This window comes from Streptomyces luteosporeus, from assembly GCF_039532865.1.
Lineage (GTDB): Bacteria > Actinomycetota > Actinomycetes > Streptomycetales > Streptomycetaceae > Streptomyces > Streptomyces luteosporeus.
Window position 1 is genome coordinate 20,602 of record NZ_BAAASL010000013.1, and the last position, 23,352, is coordinate 43,953.

Genomic DNA, 23,352 nt, shown 5'->3' on the forward strand with positions numbered 1-23,352 from the left:
GCCCATGACCATAAGTAATCTGGTACTCGATCTCTTCGGCATCGTTGGAATCCTGGCCACCGTTATCGGTGGCTTTGTTGTTGTCCGGGCTTCTAAGGAGACGACGACCGCCGAAGTGTGGCGGAGCGAGGCGGAAGCACAGAAGGCCAGAGCCGACCGTCTCCAAAAGGACTTGGCTGAGATCAAGGAGCGCCTGACGCGGATCGAGCAGGAGAACGCGAGGCTCATCGCCCTCCTCACTGCCCTGGATCCGACCAGTCTCCATCGTCTAGACAAGGGGACCTAGGCGGCCGAGGACTCGGCAACAGCTGCGACAAGGGTCAGGATCTGGACCAATAGCAGCAGGACAGCAACCCGGTAAACCCGGGACCGTCTACCCAGCGCTCTACTATTCCGGCGTTGAGCATCCACCATTGCGCCGATCACATCCACCTTAACATCCATTGCGTGCGCACCGCCCTGCCACTTGTCCATAATTACCCGAGCTGACGGCCCATGCAGCCAATCTTTCTTTGGGAGCAGGATGACAAAGGCGCAAAGCCCAATACTCAAGAGGATCCCCACTAGAGCCCATGGGGCCCATGCAGGAAGAACTCTTCCTTGCGCAGTAGATTTACCAATGATCCCAGTCCTGCGGAAAAGGAAGTCACAAGCGCGGCAACAGCAATCACGCCAGACGCGCGTGTTCTCAGACTTTCAAACGCGCTCGTCTGGCTTTCCAGCTTGGCTTTAGCCGCCTCGTAGGCTAGGTCAATAAGCTCTTCTCCATCCGGGGCTGTGCGGCTCCACGTGGTCGGCATATGACCAGCTGGAGGCTCAGGGGCAGGGGGCAAACTTGGCAGCGGGACCTGCTACCAGTCCGGGTCTACCATCTCCGACTCCTCGGGAAGTCCTATGTCTCGACCCTAGAGTGCTTCCAAGAAGGCAGCCACTTGGGTTACTCCATGCCGCTTACCTACCTCGGTGATCACACAACTCTAGTTGACTAATCCATTCCTTGATCCGCCTCGGCGGGCGTTTTATTCCCACTTACAGGAGTTACTATGCCCGTTGCGCAGAAGGTGCTCGACACTGCCCGCGGCGAGGTGGGCTATCAGGAGGGATTCTCAGCGGTGAGGTTCCCGGACTCGCCTGGTCCGACGAACAGCCGTGGTGCTCGACGTTTGTCTCCTGGGTCTTCCAGGAGGCCGGAGCGAGTGACCTCGCGCCGCTCACCGCTTCTTGCTACGAGGGCGTTTCCTGGTTCGAGGACCAGGGCCGATTCTCGGAGTACCCGGGTGTCGGCGCCGTTGTGTACTTCGGATCCGGTGGCGGCACCCATGTCGGCATCGTCACCTCCTGCACGGACGACACAATTTACACGGTTGAGGGCAACACGAACGATTCCGGCTCGCCCGAGGGTAATGGCGTTTACCGCAAGGCCCGTGCCCGTAAGTCGAGTTACATCTACGGATACGGATACGGGTACCCGGCTTACCCCGAGGGCATCGTCGTTGCCGATCCGGATTGGAAGGGGCGTTACGGCGTCGTCTACTTCGGCCACGAGGCATCGGAGGACGACCTGCCGGCCGATGCCTCCAGCCCGAGCACTCCGACCGGCTCCAACCGCCAGGTGCTAATTGACGGTCTCGCATACGGGCCTGGCGCCCGTGGCGACCACATCACCCGCCTCGGCCGAATGCTCGTCGCCGCAGGCTGCTCCGCATACAAGGAAGGCCCCGGCCCGGAGTGGACCTCTGCGGACACCGAGTCCATGCGGAAGTACCAGATCATGATTGGCGACCGCGGCTCGGACGCAAACGGTATCCCGGGCAAGCTCCAGCTGGCCCGTCTGAAGCGTGACTTCGGGTGGGCGGCGTAATGACGTCAACAGCGAAACGCGGTCGGCACCGGGGGCCGGCCGCGGCCTACCCCCTCTGGGAAATGCTGCGTGAGCACCCAGCCCGGGTCTACAGCGTCGCCGCGGCAGCCGTCGCCCTGCTTGCGCAGTACGTCACCGTCCCCCACGAGGCCATCTTGGCCCTAGCGGCTGCGCTTCTGGGCGCGGGTGAGGTGACTCAGCGGGTGGAGAACTCCAAGACTGCGGAGGCCCTACGGCAGCAGGCATAACCGCAGCTCAGGCTCGGTTTCCCTTCTGCCCTAAAAAGAGGCAACCGCGGCAACGTTGACGCATCACTAAACCCAATGATGTGATGCGACAACTGTACGAACAAACCTCTTTCGCGCCTCCCGAAAGGTATGTGAGAGTTCGTGAAAAGAAAGAACCTGCTGCGGGGTATCGTCGGAGCCTCTGCCGCAGCAACGATATGCCTCGCCACCGCAACCGCCGCCTCGGCTAATAGTTGGGTGACCTGGACGAACACCCAGACAGGTAAATGTCTGGGATATAACCAGCAAACCTACTATGCCGCTATGGTGAATTGCGGCAGCCAATCATGGTACGACTACAAGGTCGGCAGCAACGTCTACCAGGAGAGGAACTCCGCCGGGTCCGGGGCACGGTGCCTTGACAGCAACAAGAGGGGCAGCGTTTACGTTGGGCCCTGCGAGTCAGGAAACAAGAATCAAATGTGGTTCCAGGTCAAAATGCCTGGCCTCGGCTGGACACTTACGAACATGGCCACGGGAATGTGCCTGCAAAGTGCGCCTAATCCAGGATTCGTAATGACCGGCGACTGCAACACGCACAATGACTACATTTACTGGATTTGATCTGCCAGACTAACAAAGCTCGGCAAATCTAAAATCCCTCCCCAAAGCGAAAAGCCCCGCCTGTCCAAATAGGATGAGCGGGGCTTTTCTTCGGTTTCCGACGTTCTTACAGCACGGCCAGGAAAGGATTTTCCGCCCGGGTGGGCTGGGGCCTCGCCGGCTGGACCGGTGCCGGGATTTTCTCGGGGGCCGGGGCGGAGCGGAAACGTGCCGGAGGCGTGGACTTCCGGGGCTTGGGGACCGTCACCGGTTCCGGTCCCATGTCCGGCTCCGGCTTGGCGGCCGGTGCGCGGTCGTCGGCGGTGTCAGCGAGGGAGAAGACTACGGCCGGTCGGCCTCCCGTGCCCGTCTCGGATTCGACGACGATGCCGGGCAGTGCCTTGACCTCTGCTGCGGATGCTCCGACGAACGGCAGCACCTGAGTGGAGGTGGACCGGCCACCGTGTATCAGGACCCGGGCGCGGACCTTGTCGGCGCGGCTGAGCGGCTGCTTCTTCGCCTTCTGCTTCGCGGCCCGCGCCACGATCTGTACGGCATCCTGGACAGAGCGACGCACCAGGGTGAACGCGGCCTCCAGCCGTCCGGCGGTGATGAGTTCGGAGCACTCGGAGGCGGCAAGGCAGGCCGCGACGCGCAGGGTTTGCTCCGCAGTGCGCTCAATGAAGACGGCCTGATCCTCGGCAAGCGTTTCGCTCAGGATCCGGGCGTAGCGGCGGATGAGCCGCCACATCGGCTTGGCCTCCGGAAGGATGGTGATCACGCGGGGCTTTGCAGTGGCCCACTTGTAGCCCTCGGCCAGTGCTTCGCCGTCCACGGCCGGGAACTCGACCTCCTCGTCCAGCATCGGTACGGAGGCGAGGAGGAAGGGCAGGATGCGGTTGTAGGAGCCGCCTGCCGCGTCCGACTGTGCCACGTACGTTGCCCAGTCGGAGGGAGTGATGTGGGCGTGCAGCACCATGGCTGGTGCCTTGACTTCCTGCGGTCCTTCCTTGGTGGTGTTCCGCAGTGTTGCCCCGTCCCACGCGGTCCGCAGCTTGGTGGTGAAAGAATCGTCACGCTTGGTGCGCTTAAGCATCTCCGACCATTCCTCTTCCAGGACCAGCGCGCGTACGTCGCGGCCCTGTTCGGTCTCGGCGGTGGCTTCCTGCTGCTCCCACAGGTGGTTGACCAGGCTTGCCCCGGAGGTGATTCCGGAGTGTGGGTGTGCAGGAAGCGGGCCAGGGCCTCGTATACGGCGTGCTGAGCGCCCCGGAGGGCTTCGCCTTTCCCTCGGCCTGACCGCGCCACGAGGGCTGACCAGACGAGCACGGGGCGGGTGCTGCCCCGGGAGGCCACACGGACCGAACCGCTGATTGCGGCCGACCACAGGGTCAGGGCAGCGACGTAGATTCCGAGGGGATCGGTTTCCGCGAACGGGGCGATGCGTGCCACGGCCGCCCCGATGGGGCCGTAAAACATCCGGTCCGTGTTCTGGGTGATGCGCATTGCTTTTCTCAATCTCTCAAATGCCTGGGTAGGGTTGGGGCCGGGACGGGCGCGCTTGCCTCGCGCCCGTCCCCCCCCGCCGTCAGGCCGCTAGCGAGTGAAGTTCTGGCTCGTTCTCGTGGGCGCGACCGTAGGCCTCTTTGATCCCGGCGGAGAGGCGGCCCCGGGCCGCGACTCGGTAGCCCTGCGCCTTCGCCCATTTCCGGATCGCCTGGTTGCGTTCCTCGTCGCTCATGCCGGAGCCCGCGACCCTTACCGGCTGCGGCAGCGGGTCACCACCGGTGAACTCGCCGGAGAGTACGGCGTCCTTGAGCCGGGCGGGCTGGGTGGCGTCCATGCAGGGGATCCCGCGTTCGCGGGCGTCGTGAAGCTTGGTGGTGTTTTTCTCCGCGTTCTATCCGCAGATGATCAGGACGGTGGTCTCGTCGGCTCGCCCGGCCACCCGGTATCCGGCGTTGCGCACCGCGTCCCGCGCGTCGTCCCAGGAGTAGCCGGGTATCTCACCGCACAGCATCACCGGCGGCCGCACCGCTTCGACCGCAGCCATGTCCGCGTGGGCGCCGACGCCCTCGGCCGTGCGGCGATGGCGCCGACCGGCGCGGTGGCGCTGGCGTCGCCAGTGCCACGATGGTGTCTCGGCCGTCGACGTTGCGTATCGCGACCCATCCCTTCTTCCGTAGCGACTGAGCAGCGGAGTAGGCGTCGTGCCCCATGTCGGTGGACAGCTCACCGATCCCTGGTGCATTGCCGGCGTCCAGGTGGTCGACGATCACGAAGAGAAGGTTCTGCTCCTCACTGGTGATGTTGAAGTCCACGTTTCCAAGGTAAGGCTGGCTGGCACTAGGTGCCTGGTGGTTCCTCTGCCGACGGGGGTGGCTCAGCCGTCGGCGACACGACTAGGTCACGGTCGGACCTCCAGACGTCTTGCGCGCGACTCCCGTCTGTGAGACCTACGCCGATGGCTCTTCCGGCGCCTACGAGAGCTTCGCTTCCGAAGTAGAACCCGATGATCAGCGTCACTGCTGATCGAAAGTCGCTGAAGATGTCCTTCGCATCGCCGCTGATGCTCTGGCCGAACCCGACCACTGTCACCGCGTAGCTGAGCGACAGCAAAAACGTCAGTAGGAAACTAGCGGCGATGGCCACGCGGGCACGCTGTGAAGCCACGTAGCAGCCCCCGAAGGCCGTGAACGCGACGACGACAAGTGTGATGCCGATCACGGGCTTGCCTAGGCCCCCGCTGTCAGGGCTGGCCAGCAGGAACGCATGCCCGGCGACTCCCGCGAGGAGGCACACCAGCATGGTCCACAGAAACGGCCTATGGCTAATCTCCAAGAAGCCAGGGCCGTTCGCCGGGGCTCCCTTCCTCCCGTTGCCGACCTTGCTGACTACCTTCCGGAAGGACCGCATGTCGCTACCTTGTCAGCCGTCGGCATGTGGTTAGGCACCGGCTGGGCCGGCTAGCCCATACAGCGGCCTGAACTCCTCCTCAGAGAGGACGACGGACTCTCGCCACATGACCAGTGCGTGACCAGTAGCACCCGGGAACGCCCGGAAACCTCCAGGAACGGGCATGTACTCTTGAGGGGCAGCTAGGCCCCATCAAACTGGCGTTTCCGCAGGTCAGATACCTGACGGGCTGGTGCCCGAGAGGAGAGTTCAAGTCCCCCCTCGGACACCACAGAAGGACCCCAGCAACGCTGGGGTCCTTCTGTGGTGTCCGGTTGCCCAGTCTGCTCCCCGGCGCAAGGCCCTCCGAATGCGCCCCATTGATCCCTCGCCCTCCCATCCCGGACGATAAGGGCTGACAGAGGGGGAGAGCGGCCTATGGGCGACTTCTGCAGGGATGTCGTGGTGATCGGGGCCGGGCCGGCCGGGCTGGCGGTCGCCGTGGGGTTGCGGCAGTACGGGCTCGGGGTGGTGGTCGTCGAGAAGGAGCCCGGCACCAAGCGGGAGGTGCGGGCCAGTGTGGTGTGGCAGCGGGCGCTGGAGGTGCTGCGCGACTTCGGGTGTGCCGAGCGGTTCCTGGACCGGGGGCTGCAGTTGCGGCAGGCCGAGATGTACGTGCGCGGGCGCTGCGTGGGGCGGCATCCGACGACGGCGGCCGGGACGGCCTTCCCGCAGCCGCTGAGCATCGAGCAGATCGCCATGGAGTCGCTGCTCGCCGAGCGGCTGGCGGAGCTGGGCACCGGGGTGCGGTGGTCGACCGAGGCGCTGGGCGTGCGGGTGCGCGGCGAGGGGGCCGAGGTGGACGTGCGCGGGCCCGGTGGGCAGAAGGAGACGATCGCCTGCCGCTGGGTGATCGGCTGCGAGGGGGCGCACAGTCTGGTCCGCAAGACGCTGGGCATCGGCTTCGAGGGGGAGCGGCGCACCGACCTGCAGGCCGTGCAGATCAATGCGAAGGCGGAGTGGAAGTACGTCTGCGCGCCGGACACCACCTATTTCTTCCTGGAGCACCGCACCTGTCTGATCGCCTCGCCGCGGCCGGGCGGCGGGTACCGCTTCTTCTGCTTCCGCGACGACCCCGAGCCGCAGCAGGAGGGCCCGCCCGGGCTGGAGGAGATGCGCGCGCTGATCGCCCGGGCCACGCACGATCCGGACCTGCGCCTGGTGCCCACGGTGCCGCCGTGGTTCAACCGGGCGCGGTTCCACGACCGTCTCGCCACCTCGCTGCGGCAGGGGCCGGCCCTGCTCGTGGGGGACAGCGCACACCTGTGGGCCCCGGTGGGCGGGCGCGGGCTCAACACCGGGCTCCGGGGCGCGCACAACCTGGTGTGGAAGCTGGCCGCCGTGCACCACGGCTGGGCCCTCGACGCCCTGCTGGACACCTACTCCGCCGAACAGCGCGCCATCGCCCGCGATGTGATGCGCCAGATGCGGCGGAACCTGCTGGAGCTGCCGCCCTCCCGCCTCACCCTGGCCGGCATGCGGCTGCTCGGGCCCGCCCTGCTGGCCAGCGAGGGCTTCAACCGGCGCGGTCAGGCCCTGCTCAGCGAGCTGCCCCGCACCCACCGCCGCAGCGCGCTGTCCACGGACGCCGCCGGGTACGCCGGACGCCGCGGGCTGCGCGCCGGCGACCGCGTGCCGGACGTACCGGTCAGCGCCGGCGGCCGGCAGCGCCGGTTGCACGACATGCTCTCGTACGACCGGTGGACGCTGCTGGTCGACGGTGCCGCCGAGGGCACGGCCGACGCCGCGGCGCTGCGCCGCTCGGCCGGCCGGTACGCGCTGCCGGTGGACGTGACCGCGATCCGGGCCGGCCGCGGTCACGGCAGCGTGCTCGCGCCCGGCACGATGCTGCTGGTGCGGCCCGACGGGCACATCGGGCTGCGGGCCGCGGCCGCCGACCGGGCGGCCCTGGAGGCCTACCTGCAGCGGTGGTTCGTGCCGAAGGCCGGTGCCGGGCAGTAGGGCTTCAGGCCCGGCGCACCAGGAGCCGCTCCGGGCCGTGGAAGACGAGGTCGTGGGCGTAGACCACGGCCTCGGGGCCGGGGGCGACGGTGAGGCCGGGGCCGGTCCGCAGCAGCTCTTCCAGGCCGATCTCCGCCTCGGCCCGGGCCAGGGGCGCGCCCACGCAGTAGTGCAGGCCCATGCCGAAACCGCAGTGCCGGCGTGCGTCGCGGTGGATGTCGAGCCGGTCGGGATCGGCGAAGCGGGCGGCGTCCCGGTTGGCCGAACCGACGACCAGGGCCACCTTCTCGCCTTCACCGATCCGCCGCCCGCCGATCTCGTCGTCCGCCACCGCCCACCGGTTGACGATCTGCACGGGCGAGTCGTAGCGCACCAGCTCCTCCACGGCCTGCGGCAGCAGCCGCGGGTCCGCCCGCAGCGCGGCGAGCTGGCCGGGGTGGGCGAGCAGGGCCGTCAGCCCCTTGGCCAGCAGGTTGGTGGTGGTCTCGTGACCTGCGGTCAGCAGGTGGATGCAGGTGCCCACCAGGGCGTCGTCGCCCAGCGGCAGGTGTTCCTCCGAGCGCAGCATCGCGGCGATGAGGTCGTCCGCGTGGGGGCGGGCCCCGGCGCGGCGCCCGGCGAGTTCGGCGCGGAAGTAGGCCGCGAGCTCGCGCGCGGCCGCGTCCGCCACCGCGTACCCGTCCGCCCGGCGGGCCACCCGGGAGCTGGTGGCCTGCTGCAGGTCCACCGCCTGCGCCCGGAACCAGGGGCGGTCCTGCGGCCGGACGCCGAGGAGCTCGCTGATGACGAGGATGGGCAGGGGAGCGGCGAAGGTCTCCACCAGGTCGGCCTGTCCGTCCGCGGCGATCTGCCGGGACAGCTCGGCGGCGAGGTCGGCGGCGAGCCGGCGGATCCGGGGGCGCAGGGACTCGACGATGCGCGGGGTGAAGCTCCTGGCCACCAGCGCGCGCACCCGTGTGTGCTGCGGCGGGTCCATGAAGACCATCCAGTTGCCGACCACGCGCCGCAGGTGCGCGTACTGCGCCGGCAGCCGGGCCGGCAGCGCGCCGCGCCCGTAGGAGCGGCTGGTGAGCACCCGCGCCACGTCGTCGTGGCGGAAGAGGTACCAGGTGTCCCCGGCCCGGTGCACCGGATCCTGCTCCCGGTAGGGGCGGTAGCGGGCGTACGGGTCGCGCAGGTCCACGTCCTGCGTGCGGAAGGCGGGCAGCCCGCCGTCGGCGCTCACGGTCCGTTCCCCCCGAAGAAGTCGGCGTAGAAGGCAGCCATGTCGGCGACCTGCCGCGGTACCGGCTCGCAGGCGCGGGCCGCCGCGGCGAGGTGCCCGAAGCGCAGGGCGAGCGCGCGGCGGGCGACGTCGGGGCGGGGCACGGGGGCGGGCGCCGCGTCCAGCTCGAAGGTGGGGCCGGCGGTGCGGCCGCGGCGCCCGGACTCCAGGGTGACCAGCAGTTCGGCGAGCGGCCGCATCATGCCGGTCATCACGTCGATGGAGGCGTTCATCAGCTTCGAGCGGCGCAGGCTGCCGTCCGGGCTCTGACCGAAGTGCTGCACCATCAAGAGCAGCATCAGGTGGTACGAGCGGTTGAACAGCCGGGCCACCGCCCGCGCCTGGGGTGCGGTGATCGCCTCCTTGGCGCCGCCGCCGGGGCCGAGGGTGGGGTTGCGCAGCACCGGATAGGCGGGGCTCCAGGGCAGCAGGTGGCCGTGCGGGCCGGGGACGCGCTCGGCGGTGAGCGCCTCGCCCATCCGCAGGAAGCTGCGGAAGTGCGAGGTGTCCGAGTCGGCGGTGGTCCCCAGGACGCCGCCCTCGCCCTGCTCGGTGATCAGGTCGACCGCGAACAGGGCGCTGGCCAGGTCGTCGACCTCCAGCTGGTAGTCCGGGTGGACGCTGTTGACCGACTCGCGCAGGAACAGGTGGTGTTCGCCGCCGCCGCGGCCCTTGTCCACCAGGAACAGGTCCGGGACGCGCTGCAGGCCCTCCCTGATGCCCGCGTACAGCTCGCTGATGGAGCTCCAGGTGAAGCCGATCGGCGGCGGGGCCGGCCGGGAGCCCTGTGCCTGCCGCACCTCGGGCACCAGAGCGGCGGGCTGCTCGATGGCGATGTAGCGCTGCACACTGGCGGCACCGAGCCCTTCCAGCGCGAAGTCCAGCGGTACCGGCAGTTCGTCGTTCAGCGTGCCGAAGTCGACCAGCGGGACGTGGAAGGGCTCCCCTGTGGCCGCCAGGATGTTGGTGACCAGCAAGAAGTGGATCATCTCCTCGCGGGCCACCTCCAGCAGCGTGCCCCGCATCCCGTCGTCCAGATGCGCTCCTCCCTGTCCGCAGGCGAGCTCCAGCTGCCGTGGCGTCCACTCACCTCGGCGTACGTACTCCAGGCCCGCCCCGTGGGTGGGCACGGAGAAAGCGGCGTACAAGTACTGGAGGGTGACGGCGAGTTCCAAGGTGGCGGCCTGCCGCAGCGTCCGGCACAGCTCCCCGCGGGTGCTGATCGCCGGTTTGGTGCCCGCCACGGCCGGGACGGTCAGGGGCGGGCGCTGGCGGGTCTGCAGGTTGCGCAGGTAGGCCAGCAGCAGCCGGGCCTTGGGGTCGGACAGGTCGCGCGTGGGCGGCATGTAGTACGTGCGGGGCTTGTTGCGCGGATCGCACATCTGCCAGGCCAGCTCGGCGTACGTCTCCACCTTGCAGCGGTCGGCGAGGCTGAAGACCTCCGAGCGCATGAACGTCGACAGCTGCTCGTAGGGCGCGAACACCTCCCGGTGCAGCAGCTCGAAGTCGACCTGCTCGCGCGGCACGTCGTCCAGGTACCAGTCGTCGGGCAGGACGCGCACGGCCAGCCAGCCGGCACCCGCCCAGTACCCGAGCGCGTCCTCGTCGTCGTACGCCGCCCAGGCCGAGCCGGGTGCCTCCGCATCGACGGGCGGGCCGTCGCCGGGAGCGGTGCCCAGCAGCACGCGGCAGGCGCCCGCCCGCTCGCCGCGCAGGACGAGCAGCCCGTACCCGGCCTCGTCCGTGCGCAGCGTGCACGCGGGCGCGTAGGCGTCCTTGCCCGTGCCCACCCCCAGCAGGACAGCGTCGTCGCACCGCGCCCGCGGGGCCCCCGCAAGGCGATCGGCCGGCAGTGCCCGCGGGTTGTAGTACTGCCGCACGTGCACGTCCGTGGCACCGGCCGGGCGGCCGCGCACGAACGCGCGCACCGGCACCTCCACGGCGTGGTCCTGCTCGCGCGCCGCGTCGCGGTGGTGGAGGACCACCACCGCCTCGTCGCTCTGGACGTTCACCTCCCGCTCGGCCAGCAGCACCCGCTGCTCGCAGCCGGGCGGGCAGCCGAGCAGGAGCAGCGGCTCGTCGTCCGCCTCCGGGCAGGCCGAGGCCGGCACGGTGACGATGCCGGACGTCGCCTCCCCGCCGTACGAGCCGGCCGGCAGGCGGGCGACGAGCCGGCCGGAGCGGGCGGTGCGCAGCTCCAGGTCGCCCGCGTCGAGCGGGGGCCCGAGCCGGTGCAGAGGGCCGGGGCCGGGCTGCGGGGCGCGGGAGGTGTGCGGCACGGCGGTGACCATGTTGAGCACGGCGCGGTCGGCGGCCAGCTGCACGGTCATGTGGTGCAGCGCGCCGTGCCCCCCGCCGGCCGGCGCCAGCAGCCGGCCGGCGGGGTAGCTGCGCAGCTCACCGGCGTACCAGGGGGCGATCGTGCCGCGCACGCGGAAGACGCAGGGGGTGTCGGGAGCGGGCGGCGAGGCCATGGCGTCCAGGGCGAACTGCACCACCAGGCCGTCGGCGCCGCCGTGCACCGCTTCCCGCAGCGCGCGCACGGTGGGGGAGAGGTCCGCGGCCGGCAGCCAGCCGCTGCCGTCCGCGGCGCTCTCGCAGGCGACCACGAACTGGTGCACCGCGCTGTAGCGCAGCTGACGGGCCAGGGCGTGCTCGCCGACGTCGAGGATGCGGCGGAAGCCGACCCAGCGCGGCGGCTGGTGGCCCTCGACGGGCCCGGAGAGCATGTACCCCTCGTCGTGCGAGCGGCCCAGGCGGCCGAAGCCGAACCGGCCGACCATGAGGGCCGTCGTCCAGTGCGAGGCGGGATCGAGGTCGAAGACGCGGGCGCGGTTGACGGTGGTGTGCAGGTAGGGGTTGTAGTGGCCCCAGACGTCGACGCAGCGGCCGACGACCGGGTCGGTGGTGTCCGGGGGGTCGCCGGGCCCGGCGTGCGGGCCCTCGGCCGCGACGACGCGGGCGTCCATCAGGAAGTGCCCGTTGCCGTCGAAGTTCCAGCCCTTGGCGGCGCTGAACTCCCCGTCGGGGCGCAGCCGGCCCGCGCTGTCGAAACGCGGGCCGCGCTGCTGCAGGTAGGCGTGGTACTCGCGGGCGGGCCGCTCCGCCGGGAAGGGGCCCTCGTCGGTCAGCGCCCGGCCGGAGGCCAGGTCGAACAGTCCGCAGCGCGGACCGGTGGGCAGCTTGGCGGTGGCGGTGCCGGCGAAGTGCAGCCGGGGCAGGTCGAAGACGCTCATCACAGCGCTCCCGCGGGTCGGGGCCGGCCGGGGGCGGGCACGGCCGGGCGGCGGCGGACGGGCTCGAAGCGGACGAGCTCCTCGACGGCCCGCAGCGCCGACTCGATCCCGCCCTCGATCCAGGCGGGTGCCGTCGAGCAGTGCTCGCCCGCGAAGAACAGCCGGCCCACCGGCCGTGCGGCGCGCAGGCGTTCGCTCTCGCTCTCGGCGGCGTTCCTGCCCCAGCGCGTGGTGCAGCCCACGCTGCCGCGGTCGCTGCCCCAGGCCATGCTGACGGCGTCCAGCACCATGCCGGGGGAGGTCAGCTCCGGGTGCATGGCGCCGAGCTCGTCGAGCACCAGCCGGTGGCGCCGGCGCGCCGGCATCCGGCCCAGGCGCCGGGCCTCCTCGCCGATCGTGTAGCTGGCCAGCAGGGCCGCGCCGCGGCCGGGCATGCCCTCGACGGGCGGGTAGTAGGTCTGGCGGATGCGGCCGCCCGCGAAGGAGGCCCCGCCCTGGATGCCGGACTCCCGCCAGAAGGGCGTGCGGCACAGGAAGGCCACCTTGGTGGCCGGGCAGTACTGCACCTCGCGCAGGACGGCCAGTTTGTCCGCGTCCAGGCCGCGCAGCCGCATGCGGCGCAGGACGGGGAAGGGCACGGTGCACACGGCGAAGTCGGAGCGCCGGACGCCGGTGCGGCCGGCCGCCCGGACGCGGACGGCCACGTGGTCCTCGTGCACCTCCAGGCCGGTGACCCGGTGCTCGCGCAGGACCGGGCCGCGCAGCTGCCGGGCGAGCCGGGCCGGCAGCCGGTCCATGCCGCCGCGCAGCCGCAGCAGGCCGGGGGCGGTCTCGGCGAGGATGTCGTCGAGGAAGCTGTTCAGCCGCAGGCTGCAGCCGGCGCGCAGGCCCGGGTGGGCGGCGAAGAGCCCCTGCAGGTCGACGCGTTCGCCGGCCGGGCCGCGCAGGTACCGGGCGAGGTCCACGCCGGCCAGCAGGTCCAGCAGCTGCCGGCGCAGGTCCTCGCGCAGGTCGGTGCGCAGGTCCGGGGGCGCGGTCGCATCCACGATGGCCGTGAGCCAGGCCCCGACGACGAGCACGGAATCGTCGTACCGTCGTTCGCCGAAAAGGGGTTCGGAATTGCTTCCCGGGCAGTGCCGGGCGAGTTCCCGGCGGAAGTTCTCCAGCAGTGGCGCGGAGGCGTTGCGGATGCGCAGGAAACCGCCGGGAGTGCGGAGATAGGCGTTCTCCTCCGACATCAGAGTGCTGAACGCGCGCAGTTCGCCGCCCAGCTGCATCCGCTGGACGTATTCCAGTGTGCGGTGGTGGTGGGCGGGAATGCGCATGGCGCCCAGTTCGACGGACGGTGTGTCCGGGCCGGGACCGAACCGGTGAGTGCGGATGCGGCCGCCGATACGTGCGCCGCACTCCAGGACCTCGACGGTGTAGCCGAGTCGTTCGAGCTCGTAGGCAGTGACGAGGCCGGATATACCGGCCCCTATGACGGTGACGCGACGGCCCTGGTGTTCGAATTTTTCGAATGGGTGGGCAGCGTGCATCGAGACGTCGCCGGGCATTGCGGTCCCCCCGTGAATGTTACCGTTCCCCCGTTTGAGCCCTCATAGAGATTTCACAACAGCGGGCTCGCAGCAATGGTATTTCAGGTCGCACGCCATCAGACCGGGGTTTTTCCGGGCGCGTCGACGAATGTCTAGACGAAGTACGCAGAAAATAAGGCCCCGGTATGTGCGGGCGGCCCACGGACCGTGCGCCGCCGTCGTCCGCGGAGCCGCACCGCCGTCACACGGCACCCGGTGATCCCTCGCGCACTCCGCCCGTACTCCGATGGGAGTACCGAAAAGCCCGTACTCAAGTACGACGACGAAAGCGGCCGATGAAGGCAAGGTGGAACGCATGGAACACCAGGAGACGGTCCGCCCCCGGCGGGCGGGCCGCGAGGACGACGCCGGCGGGACGGACCGCGCGGCCGCGACCGGCCGCGGAGGGCGGTCGTGAGCGCCCTCCTGGTCGCCGTGCTGCTCAGCCTGGTCTCCGCCGTCTGCTACGCCGGGGCGGCCATCCTCCAGGAGCGCGTGGCCGCCCGCGCGCCCTCCGGCGGGACCTGGGCGGCGCTGCGCCGGGCGGGGTGGTGGGGCGCGGCCGCCCTCACCGGCCTGGGCGCCGCCCTGCACGTCGTCGCGCTCGCCTGCGGGCCGCTGAGCCTGGTGCAGCCGCTGGGCGCGCTGACGATCGTCTTCGCGCTGCCCATGGCCGCCCTGCTGGTGCACCGCCCCGTCGGCGCCGCCGGCTGGCGCGGCGCCCTGCTGGCCACGGCCGGGCTCGCGGGCCTGCTGAGCCTGACCGGCCCGCCGCACACCGACTCCCTGCCGGCCGCCCAGCGGCCCGTGCTCGCCGGCGCGGCCCTGGCGGCCACGGCCGTCCTCGCCCTCGCCGGGCGCTGGGTCCGCCGGCCGGTGGTGCGCGCCGTCGCGCTGGCCGGCGCGGCGGGCGCCGCGTTCGGCATGGCCTCGGTCTTCACCAAGGCCGTCGCCGAGGACTTCGCCGCCCGCGGTGCGGACCCGGCCGTCCTCGCCCCGGGCCTGGCCGTCACCGCGCTGCTGGCCTGCACCGGCATGCTGCTGTCCCAGGCCTCGTACCGGGGCGCCGGGCTGGCCGCCCCGCTGGCCACCGTGACCGTCGTCAACCCCGTGGTCGCCGCGGTCGTCGGACTCGCCGCCTGCGGCGAGGAGTTCCGCCTGGGGGTGCCCGGCGCCGTCCTCGCCGCGCTGGCCGGCGCCGCCGCCGCGGCGGGCGTGGTCCTGCTGACGCTGCACGACGCCGACCGCCGGGCTCCGCAGCCCGGGCCCGTGCCCGCGGCGGCCCCACCGCCCGCGCCCGCGGTGCCGGGCGCACGGCGCCACGAGCGCCTCCTGGTCTCCACCCGCCCCGGGCGCCCCGGGCTCTGAGCCGCGGGCCCGTACGCACCGTGGCGCCCGGCACGCACCGCGCGTCACCATGGTCCTCCGGCCGAACCCCCGGAGGAGCCCGTGGACTTCGACGTCGTCGTGGAAATCCCGCAAGGCAGCCGCAACAAGTACGAGATGGATCACGACTCCGGACGCATCCGGCTCGACCGGATGCTGTTCACCTCGACCCGCTACCCGGCCGACTACGGCTACATCGACGGCACCCTCGGCGCCGACGGGGAGCCCCTGGACGCGCTCGTCCTGGCCGGCGACCCCACCTTCCCCGGCATCGTCATCCGCTGCCGCGCCGTCGGCATGTTCCGGATGCGCGACGAACAGGGCGAGGACGACAAGGTCTTGTGCGTGCCCGCGGCCGACCCGCGCCACGAGCACGTGCGCGACCTGCGGCACCTGCCGGAGTTCGACCGGCTGGAGATCCAGCACTTCTTCGAGGTGTACAAGGAGCTCGAACCCGGCAAGGCCAGTGAGACCGCCTGCTGGGCCGGCCGCGACGCCGCGGAGGCGGAGATCGCCGCCTCCCGTGCCCGCGCCCGTGCGGCGGGCAAGGAGACCGAATGGTGAGCCGGTAAGGCCCACGCTCCATTGAACGCGGGCCTTACACCCCTGAACACGAACCCTACGAACGCCGGTCAGGCCCCGGCGTCGTCGGCGTCCGGCAGCGCCGGGAGCCGTTTGTCGTACAACCAGGGAAGCAGGATGGGCTCCACGCCGCGGCCGGCGGTGCGCCCGGCGTGGGCCAGGAACGCGTCGGTGTCCGCGCTGCCGCCGCGGTGGGCCGCGTGCCAGCCGCGCAGCACCGCGAAGAAGGCCTCGTCGCCCAGTTCCAGCCGCAGTGCGTGCAGGGCGCACGCCCCGCGCACGTACACGCGGTCGTCGAAGAGGCGGCGGCTGCCCGGGTCGGCGATGCGCAGGTTCTGCCGGCGCCCGGCCAGCTCCTGCCACGCCTGCCGCGCCAGCGTGTCCGCGTCGTCCTCGCCCAGGTGCTCCGACCACAGCCACTCGGCGTACGTGGCGAAGCCCTCGTTGAGCCAGATGTGCCGCCAGTCGGCCAGCCCCACGCTGTTGCCGAACCACTGGTGGGCGATCTCGTGCGCGACGAGCGTCTCCCAGCCCCGCCGCCCGTCGACGTGGTTGCGGCCGAAGACGGACAGCGTCTGGTTCTCCACCGGGGCGCCCAGCTCGGCGTCGACCACCACGGCCCCGTACGACTCGAAGGGGTACGGGCCGAAGAGGCGGGCGAAGTGCTCCAGCATCCGCGGCTGGCGCGCCAGGTCGTGCCGGGCGTGCTCCGCCAGGTGCGGGGGATAGGCGTTGCGCAGCGTCCCCGCCACCTCGTGCTGCTGCGTGTCGTGCGTGAACCGGCCGGTGTAGACGGCGGCCAGGTACGTCGACATGGGGCCCGGGTGGTGGTACGTCCAGCGCACCGAACCGCCGTCCTCGCGGCACTCGCGCAGCGTGCCGTTGGCCAGCGCGTGGTGGCCACGGGGCACGGTCACGGAGACGGTGTAGGCGGCCTTGTCGTCCGGGCGGTCGTTGCACGGGAACCAGGTGGGTGCACCCAGCGGCTGGGAGGCGACGAGCGTGCCCCCGTGCTCGTCGCCGGTGCGGTCCCAGCCGATGGAGCCGAACGGGCTGGCCAGCGGCGCCGGCCGGCCGCCGTAGCGCACCTCGACCTCCAGCTGCCGGCCCGGCGCCAGCGGGCGCGGCGCCGTGAGCACCACCTTGCCGCCCTCGCGCCGGACCGCCACCGGCTGCCCGTCCAGCCGCGCGCCGTGCACCGCCAGGCGTGACAGGTCCAGTTCGATGCGCCGGGTGCGCTCGCGGGCGACCGCTTGGATGCGGGCCCGTCCCTCCAGCCACGCCCGCCCCGGGTCGTAGGCGAGCGACAGGTCGTAGGCGAGGGTGCGGTGCCCGTACGAACCGTGGCGCGGGAAGTAGCGTGCGCCGTCCGGCGTGCCCCGGCTGTCACCGGCGCACAGCGCCGCTACGGCACTCACCGGCAGTGCCGCCGCGGCCGCCAGCAGGCCGCGGCGGCTGCACCGGGGGCGCTCCGCAGAGTTCACGCCGCCGCTCCCGCGATGGGGTTGCCCGCCCACCGGGTGCCGGCCGGCACGCTCTCGCCGCGCATCACCAGGGAGGAGGCGCCGACGGAGACGTGCGCGCCGACCGTGGCGCCGGGCAGGACGATGCCGTGCGGCCCGAGGGAGGCGCCCTCGGCCAGGTGCACGCCGTCCAGCTGCATGATCCGGTCGTGGAAGAGGTGGGTCTGCAGCACGCACCCGCGGTTGACGGTGGCCCCGTCGCCGAGGTGCACCAGGTCCGTCTCCGGCAGCCAGTACGTCTCGCACCACACCCCGCGGCCGATGCGCGCGCCCAGGGTGCGCAGCCACCAGTTGAGAACGGGCGTGCCCAGGAACGGCCCCGCGAGCCACGGCACCGCCAGGGACTCCACGAACGTGTCGTACAGCTCGTTGCGCCAGACGAACGAGCTCCACAGCGGGTGCTTCCCGGCCCTGAACCGGCCCACCAGCAGCCACTTGGCGGCCGTCGCCGTCAGCGCGGCGGCCACGCCCGCGGCCAGCAGCAGCGGCACCGCCACCAGCGCGGCCAGTTGCAGGCCGCCGGCGTCCAGGGCGTCCTGCTCGGCCACCAGCACCGCCTCGGCGAGCGCCAGGCCGCACATCAGCGGCAGCACGCGGCACAGTTCGACCGCGGCACGCGCCAGGACCAGCCGCCGGGGCGGCTCGAAGGTGCGCTGCGCGTCGGGCGTCGCGGCCACCCGCGGCAGCGGCATGGCGGGCCGGCCCAGCCAGGAGCTGCCCGGCTCACTGCGCTCGGGGGCGTCGGAGAGCACACCGACCAGCGCGTGGTCGGGAACCTCCCGGCCGGGACCGACGATGCCGGAGTTGCCGACGAAGGCCCGGCGGCCGATGCGCACCGCGCCCAGCCGCATCCGGCCGCCCCGCAGTTCGAACGGCGCGACGAGGGTGTCGTCGGCGAGGAACGCCCCGTCCTCGACGGTCAGCAGCGACGGCAGCGGCAGCACGGTGGAGATCTCCGCGCGCCGCCCGATCCGCGCCCCGAGCAGACGCAGCCACACGGGCGTGGCCAGGGACGCGTACAGCGGGAAGAGACCGGAACGGCTGCCGTCGAGCAGGCGCGTCACCAGCCACACCCGCCAGGCGACCCCGCCGTCGGCGGGGTGGTCGCCGGCGGTGATGCCCCGGCCCAGCACCCGTACCACCAGGGCCAGCAGCAGGATCCAGCAGACGGTGGTGACGAACGTGAACGGCGGCACGGCGGCCAGCAGCCACAGCGCGGCCTCGGTCAGCGTGGCGCAGCCCTTGACGAGGTAGTACGCGCCCACCAGCGCCGGCAGCGAGGCGAGCAGCGGCAGCAGCGGCACGCCGCCGAGGGCGAGCGCGTAGGCCACGTCCCACCGGCGCGAGCGCCGCGGCCGCGGCGCGTTGCCGGCCGGGCCGGCGGCCGTTGCGCCGCGCCGGCGCGCGGCCGGGTGGGAGACGCAAGCGGCGTCCTGCCCGGGGGGCGGCGTGGCGGGTGCCTGCGGGCGGTCGCCCTGCGTTGCGCTCCCCACCGGCGCCTCGGCGCCGCGCGCGTGCGCCTGCGCCGCGGCGTACGCCGCCGGCGGCTCGGCGGGGTACCACTCCGCCGCGAGGGGGCGGGTACCGCTCGGTGCGTACACCGTGCCGGTGCCGGCGACGGTGCCCTGCCCGTGTGCAGTCGTCGTGCCCTCGCCTGCGCCGGCCACCCCTGCGGTGGCCCCGCGGGGCGCGGGCACTGCTCCCGGGCGCCCGGCGCCCGCGTGGTGAGCGGTCGCCTCCGCGAAGCCGTCGGGGCGGGCGGGGGAGCCGGCGTAGCGGTGGCCGGGCGGAACGGCGCCGTCCAGGCAGCCGCCCGCGGCGAGTTCGGCGCCGTCACCGAGCTCGGCGCCCGGCATCAGCATGCTGCGGTGGCCCACCCGGGCGCCCGCGCCGACGCGCACGGCACCGATGTGCAGGGTGTCGCCGTCGAGCCACCAGCCCGCCAGGTCGGCCTCCGGCTCGACGGCGCAGCCGTCGCCGAACGCGGCCAGGCCGGTGACCGGCGGCATGGCGTGCAGCGCGACGTCGCGGCCCGTCGCACACCCCAGGGCCCGGGCGTACCAGGCCGCCCAGGGCGTGCCGAGCAGGGCGGGCACGCCGAAGGAGGCCACGGCCCGTTCGGCGGTCCACAGCCGCAGGTGCGTGCGGCCGCCGCGCGGGTACGTGCCCGGCGCGATGCCCCGGGTGAGCAGGCGGGCGGCGCCCGCGCCGAGGAGGAAGCGTGAGGGCGCGCTGAAGAGCACCAGCCACCCGGCGAGCACCAGCCACCAGGACGTGTGCGGGGCCCACGCCTCGGGGGCCAGCAGCCCGAGCACGTTGTCGGCGGCTGCCAGGCCCACCAGCCCGCGCAGGCCGGCGACGCCGAACAGCGCGCACTGGACGAGGATCTGGGCCGCGCCCGCGCGCCGGCGCACCGGGCGCACCGGGCGCCGGACGGCCTCGCGCGGGGCGAGGGTGTCGAGGTGGGCGGCCATGTCCCGCAGGACGGGGTGGCGGTAGAGGTCGGCGACGGAGACGCCGGGGTGGTGCTCGCGCAGGGCGGAGGCCAGCCGGGCGGCGGCCAGGCTGGTGCCGCCGAGGGAGACGAAGTCGGAGCCGGCGCCGGGCCGGATGCCGAGGAGTTCCTCCCACAGGTCCGCGAGCCGGGCGGCGGTGCCGTGCAACGTTTCGCCCGCGTCGTTGCCGGCGGCGTCGGGCAGCGGCCACGGCAGGGCGTCGCGGTCGACCTTGCCGGAGGTACGGGTGGGCAGCTCGGGCACCTCGGCCAGCACCGGCACGAGGGCGGCGGGCAGGCGCTCGGCCAGCAGGGCTCTGGCGCGGTCCCGGTCCCAGCCGGGGCCGGCCACCACGTAGCCGGCCAGCAGCCGGCTGCCGGCCGGGGTCGTGCGGACCGCGGCGGCGGCGCCCTGCACGCCGGGCAGGGCGCCCAGCGCGGCGTCGATCTCGCCGAGCTCGACGCGCCGGCCGCCGATCTTGATCTGGTCGTCGGCGCGCCCGGCGAAGACCAGGCCCTCGGCGTCGGCCCGCACCAGGTCGCCGGTGCGGTAGGCACGGGGGCTGCCGAGGGCGGCGCTGGGCCGGAAGCGGTCGGCGTCCTTGACCGGGTCGAGGTAGCGGGCCACGCCGGCGCCGGCGATGACGAGCTCGCCCTGCTCGCCGAGCGCGACGGGCTCGCCGGCCTCGTCCACGACGGCCAGCTGCCAGCCGTCCAGGGGCAGTCCGATGCGCACCGGCTCGCCGGGGTGCAGCCGGGCGGCGCAGGCGACGACGGTGGTCTCGGTGGGCCCGTAGGTGTTCCACATCTCCCGGCCGGGCACGGCGAAGCGCTCGACGAGCGAGGCCGGGCAGGCCTCGCCGCCGACGATCAGCAGTCGCACGCGGTCCAGGCACTCCACCGGCCACAGGGCGGCGAGGGTGGGGACGGTGGAGACGACGGTGATGTCGTGCTCGACGAGCCAGGGCCCCAGTTCGTGGCCGGCGCGCACCAGGGAGCGCGGGGCGGGCACCAGGCAGGCGCCGTGCCGCCAGGCCAGCCACATCTCCTCGCAGGAGGCGTCGAAGGCGACGGACAGCCCGGCCAGGACGCGGTCGCCGGGGCCGAGCGGGCAGTCCTTGAGGAAGAGGGCCGCCTCGGCGTCGGCGAACGCGGCCGCGCTGCGGTGGCTGACGGCGACGCCCTTGGGGGCGCCGGTGGAACCGGAGGTGAAGATGATCCACGCGTCGTCCCCGGTCCCCGGCGGGCGCGGTGCGCCGGACGGCGCCACGACACCGGGGGCCATCGCGCCGTCGGCCCCGAGGACGGCGCAGACGCCGGCCTCGCGGAAGACGGTCGCGGCCCGCTCGTCGGGGTCGTCCGCGTCGACGGGCACGTAGGCGGCGCCGCAGCGCAGGACGGCGAGCACCGCCACGTACAGCTCCGCGGTGCCCGACGGGATGCGGACGCCGATCCGGTCCCCGGGCCCGGCGCCGGCCGCGCGCAGGCGCTCGGCCCGGACCGTGACCAGGGCGGCGAGCTCGCGGTAGGTGAACCGCTGGGCGCCGGTGTCCAGGGCCAGCGCCTGCGGGTGCGCGGCGGCGGTGGCGTCGAACACGTCGAGGAGGGTGCGCTCCGCCGGCGGCGGGGCACCGCGGTACAGCGCCCGCGCCCCGGAGGGGGCGGGCGCTGCGGGCGGGGAGCCCGGAAGGGTGGGTGGCATCGGTGCGCCTCTATTCGGCTTCTCGTCACGGACGCCCCGGCGACGTCCGCACCCACAGACGGTGCTCACCCCGGCCCGGTTCGGGGACCGGTATTCAACGTTCCGTAAATCGAACAGACCGCTGGTAACCCCATCAGCTCTTCAAAAATGCTGCCGCTACGGGCTCACCACCACCGATTCCATGGCCGATCGCCCCTGCCGGCATGACCTTTCCTTGGGCAACTATTGGTCATCGGCTGGGGGTCTTTTCGGACAGGGATCACACAGGCGGCCCACAGCATCCGCCGCCCGGCCGCCGGCTACCGCTCGTGGACCCGCCCGTCCACGACCTCCAGACGGCGGGTGGTGTGCACCGCCTGCAGCATCCGGCGGTCGTGGGTGACCAGCAGCAAGGTGCCCTGGTACGACGCCAGCGCCGACTCCAGCTGCTCGATCGCCGGCAGGTCGAGGTGGTTCGTCGGCTCGTCCAGCACCAGCAGGTTCACGCCGCGGGCCTGCAGCAGCGCCAGCGCGGCACGCGTGCGCTCGCCGGGCGAGAGCGTGGCGGCCGGCCGCAGCACGTGCGCGGCCTTCAGCCCGAACTTGGCCAGCAGCGTGCGCACGTCCGCCGGCTCCAGCTCCGCCGCCGCCGCGCCGAAGGCGTCCAGCAGCGTCTCGGGCCCGAAGAACAGGCCACGGGCCTGGTCCACCTCGCCCACGACCACCCCCGGCCCCAGCGCCGCGCTGCCCGCCTCCAGCGGCAGCCGGCCCAGCAGGGCCGCGAGCAGCGTGGACTTGCCCGAGCCGTTCGCCCCGGCGACGGCGATGCGGTCCGCCCAGTCGATCTGCAGGTCGACGGGGCCGAAGGAGAAGGCCCCCCGGCGGGCCGTCGCACCGCGCAGGGTCGCCACCACCGCACCCGAGCGGGGCGCCGCGGCGATCTCCATGCGCAGCTCCCACTCCTTGCGCGGCTCCTCGACCACGTCCAGCCGCTCGATCAGACGCTCGGTCTGGCGGGCCTTGGCGGCCTGCTTCTCGGTCGCCTCCGACCGGAACTTGCGGCCGATCTTGTCGTTGTCCGTCGCCTTGCGGCGGGCGTTGCGCACGCCCTTGTCCATCCAGTTGCGCTGCGTACGGGCCCGCGCCTCCAGCGTCGCGCGCGTGTCGGCGTACTCCTCGTACGCCTCGCGGGCGTGCCGGCGGGCGGTCTCGCGCTCCTCCAGATAGGCCGCGTAGCCGCCGCCGTAGAGGTTCACCTGCTGCTGGGCCAGATCCAGCTCCAGCACCTTGTCGACCGTGCGCGCCAGGAACTCGCGGTCGTGACTGACCAGCACGGTGCCCGCGCGCAGCCCGGTGACGAACTTCTCCAGCAGGTCCAGGCCCTGGAGGTCGAGGTCGTTGGTGGGCTCGTCCAGCAGGAAGACGTCGTAGCGGCTCAGGAGCAGCGAGGCCAGACCGGCCCGGGCCGCCTGGCCGCCCGACAGGGCGGTCATGGGCCGGTCCAGGCCGACCGCCAGCCCGAGCGAGGCGACGACCTCCTCGGCCCGCTCGTCGAGGTCGGCGCCGCCGAGCCCGAGCCAGCGCTCCAGGGCCGTGGCGTACGCGTCGTCGGCGCCCGGCGCGCCGGCGACCAGGGCCTCGGTGGCGGCGTCCAGCGCGGACTGCGCCGCGGCGACACCGGTGCGGCGGGCGAGGAAGGCGTGCACCGTCTCGCCCTCGCGCCGCTCGGGCTCCTGCGGCAGGTGGCCCACGGTCGCCGTGGGCGGGCTCAGCCGCAGCGTGCCCTCCTCCGGCGCGGCCAGGCCCGCGAGCAGGCGCAGAAGGGTGGACTTGCCGGCGCCGTTCGCCCCGACGAGGCCGATGACCTCCCCGGGCGCGACCACGAGGTCGAGGCCGGAGAAGAGCGTACGGTCGCCGTGGCCGGCGGCGAGATCCTTGGCAACGAGAGTGGCACTCATGAGGCCACCGACTCTAACCGCTCGCGCACGGCGCCCCGCGTCC

The 23,352-nt window shown here is 72.6% G+C and carries 16 protein-coding genes; 6 read left to right on the forward strand and 10 right to left on the reverse strand.

The window, feature by feature from the left end; genetic code table 11:
* The first annotated feature begins 4 nt into the window (after positions 1–4).
* The 3 genes from ABD361_RS18370 to ABD361_RS18380 all read left to right on the forward strand — a co-directional run bounded on the left by ABD361_RS18370 (position 5) and on the right by ABD361_RS18380 (position 2,712).
* Positions 5–286 (forward strand): hypothetical protein, encoded by a 282-nt coding sequence (locus tag ABD361_RS18370; protein WP_344436477.1) that lies wholly within the window; start codon positions 5–7, stop codon positions 284–286.
* 711 nt (positions 287–997) lie between these two features.
* On the forward strand, positions 998–1,861 hold the full coding sequence (locus tag ABD361_RS18375) for a peptidoglycan-binding protein (RefSeq protein ID WP_344436478.1): 864 nt from the start codon (positions 998–1,000) through the stop codon (positions 1,859–1,861).
* A 389-nt stretch (positions 1,862–2,250) separates the two neighbouring features.
* Positions 2,251–2,712 (forward strand): RICIN domain-containing protein, encoded by a 462-nt coding sequence (locus ABD361_RS18380; RefSeq protein ID WP_344436479.1) that lies wholly within the window; start codon positions 2,251–2,253, stop codon positions 2,710–2,712.
* Between the two features lie 106 nt (positions 2,713–2,818).
* Here ABD361_RS18380 and ABD361_RS18385 read toward each other — a convergent pair whose 3' ends face one another.
* The 4 genes from ABD361_RS18385 to ABD361_RS18400 form a co-directional block, all read right to left on the reverse strand.
* Complete coding sequence (locus ABD361_RS18385; RefSeq protein ID WP_344436480.1) at positions 2,819–4,078, reverse strand: DUF3987 domain-containing protein; 1,260 nt, start codon at positions 4,076–4,078, stop codon at positions 2,819–2,821.
* A gap of 201 nt (positions 4,079–4,279) precedes the next feature.
* The gene (locus tag ABD361_RS18390; protein WP_344436481.1) at positions 4,280–4,534 is read right to left on the reverse strand and encodes an Lsr2 family DNA-binding protein; all 255 of its coding nucleotides are present in this window, start codon (positions 4,532–4,534) and stop codon (positions 4,280–4,282) included.
* Between the two features lie 57 nt (positions 4,535–4,591).
* Positions 4,592–4,744, reverse strand: a complete 153-nt coding sequence (locus ABD361_RS18395; RefSeq protein WP_344436482.1) for a hypothetical protein — start codon at positions 4,742–4,744, stop codon at positions 4,592–4,594.
* A 293-nt stretch (positions 4,745–5,037) separates the two neighbouring features.
* Complete coding sequence (locus tag ABD361_RS18400; protein ID WP_344436483.1) at positions 5,038–5,607, reverse strand: hypothetical protein; 570 nt, start codon at positions 5,605–5,607, stop codon at positions 5,038–5,040.
* 417 nt (positions 5,608–6,024) lie between these two features.
* Between ABD361_RS18400 and ABD361_RS18405 the strand changes: the two genes are divergently transcribed.
* Positions 6,025–7,608, forward strand: a complete 1,584-nt coding sequence (locus tag ABD361_RS18405) for an FAD-dependent monooxygenase (protein WP_344436484.1) — start codon at positions 6,025–6,027, stop codon at positions 7,606–7,608.
* A 4-nt stretch (positions 7,609–7,612) separates the two neighbouring features.
* On the opposite strand, the gene ABD361_RS18410 is transcribed toward ABD361_RS18405, so the two are convergent.
* The 3 genes from ABD361_RS18410 to ABD361_RS18420 are packed head-to-tail and all read right to left on the reverse strand — an operon-like array spanning position 7,613 to position 13,664.
* Positions 7,613–8,833 carry a cytochrome P450 gene (locus ABD361_RS18410; protein ID WP_344436485.1) on the reverse strand — a complete coding sequence of 407 codons (1,221 nt, stop codon included), beginning with the start codon at positions 8,831–8,833 and terminating at the stop codon, positions 7,613–7,615.
* Entirely contained in the window at positions 8,830–12,108 is a 3,279-nt protein-coding gene (locus ABD361_RS18415; RefSeq protein ID WP_344436486.1) for a ferritin-like domain-containing protein, read from the reverse strand. The genes ABD361_RS18410 and ABD361_RS18415 overlap by 4 nt, the downstream gene beginning before the upstream one ends.
* Positions 12,108–13,664, reverse strand: coding sequence for a flavin monoamine oxidase family protein (locus ABD361_RS18420; RefSeq protein WP_344436487.1), 1,557 nt, complete (start codon positions 13,662–13,664; stop codon positions 12,108–12,110). The genes ABD361_RS18415 and ABD361_RS18420 overlap by 1 nt, the downstream gene beginning before the upstream one ends.
* Before the next feature lie 435 nt (positions 13,665–14,099).
* On the opposite strand from ABD361_RS18420, the gene ABD361_RS18425 reads away from it, so the two are divergent.
* Positions 14,100–15,053 carry a DMT family transporter gene (locus ABD361_RS18425; RefSeq protein WP_344436488.1) on the forward strand — a complete coding sequence of 318 codons (954 nt, stop codon included), beginning with the start codon at positions 14,100–14,102 and terminating at the stop codon, positions 15,051–15,053.
* Positions 15,054–15,134: 81 nt separating this feature from the next.
* Entirely contained in the window at positions 15,135–15,635 is a 501-nt protein-coding gene (locus ABD361_RS18430) for an inorganic diphosphatase (protein WP_344436489.1), read from the forward strand.
* A 68-nt stretch (positions 15,636–15,703) separates the two neighbouring features.
* Here ABD361_RS18430 and ABD361_RS18435 read toward each other — a convergent pair whose 3' ends face one another.
* From ABD361_RS18435 to ABD361_RS18445, 3 genes are all read right to left on the reverse strand, one after another.
* Positions 15,704–17,137 carry a M1 family metallopeptidase gene (locus ABD361_RS18435; RefSeq protein ID WP_344436491.1) on the reverse strand — a complete coding sequence of 478 codons (1,434 nt, stop codon included), beginning with the start codon at positions 17,135–17,137 and terminating at the stop codon, positions 15,704–15,706.
* Positions 17,134–21,372, reverse strand: coding sequence for a Pls/PosA family non-ribosomal peptide synthetase (locus ABD361_RS18440; RefSeq protein WP_344436492.1), 4,239 nt, complete (start codon positions 21,370–21,372; stop codon positions 17,134–17,136). Before ABD361_RS18440 ends, ABD361_RS18435 begins: the two co-directional genes overlap by 4 nt.
* Before the next feature lie 299 nt (positions 21,373–21,671).
* Positions 21,672–23,309, reverse strand: a complete 1,638-nt coding sequence (locus tag ABD361_RS18445) for an ABC-F family ATP-binding cassette domain-containing protein (RefSeq protein ID WP_344436493.1) — start codon at positions 23,307–23,309, stop codon at positions 21,672–21,674.
* Between the last annotated feature and the right edge of the window lie 43 nt (positions 23,310–23,352).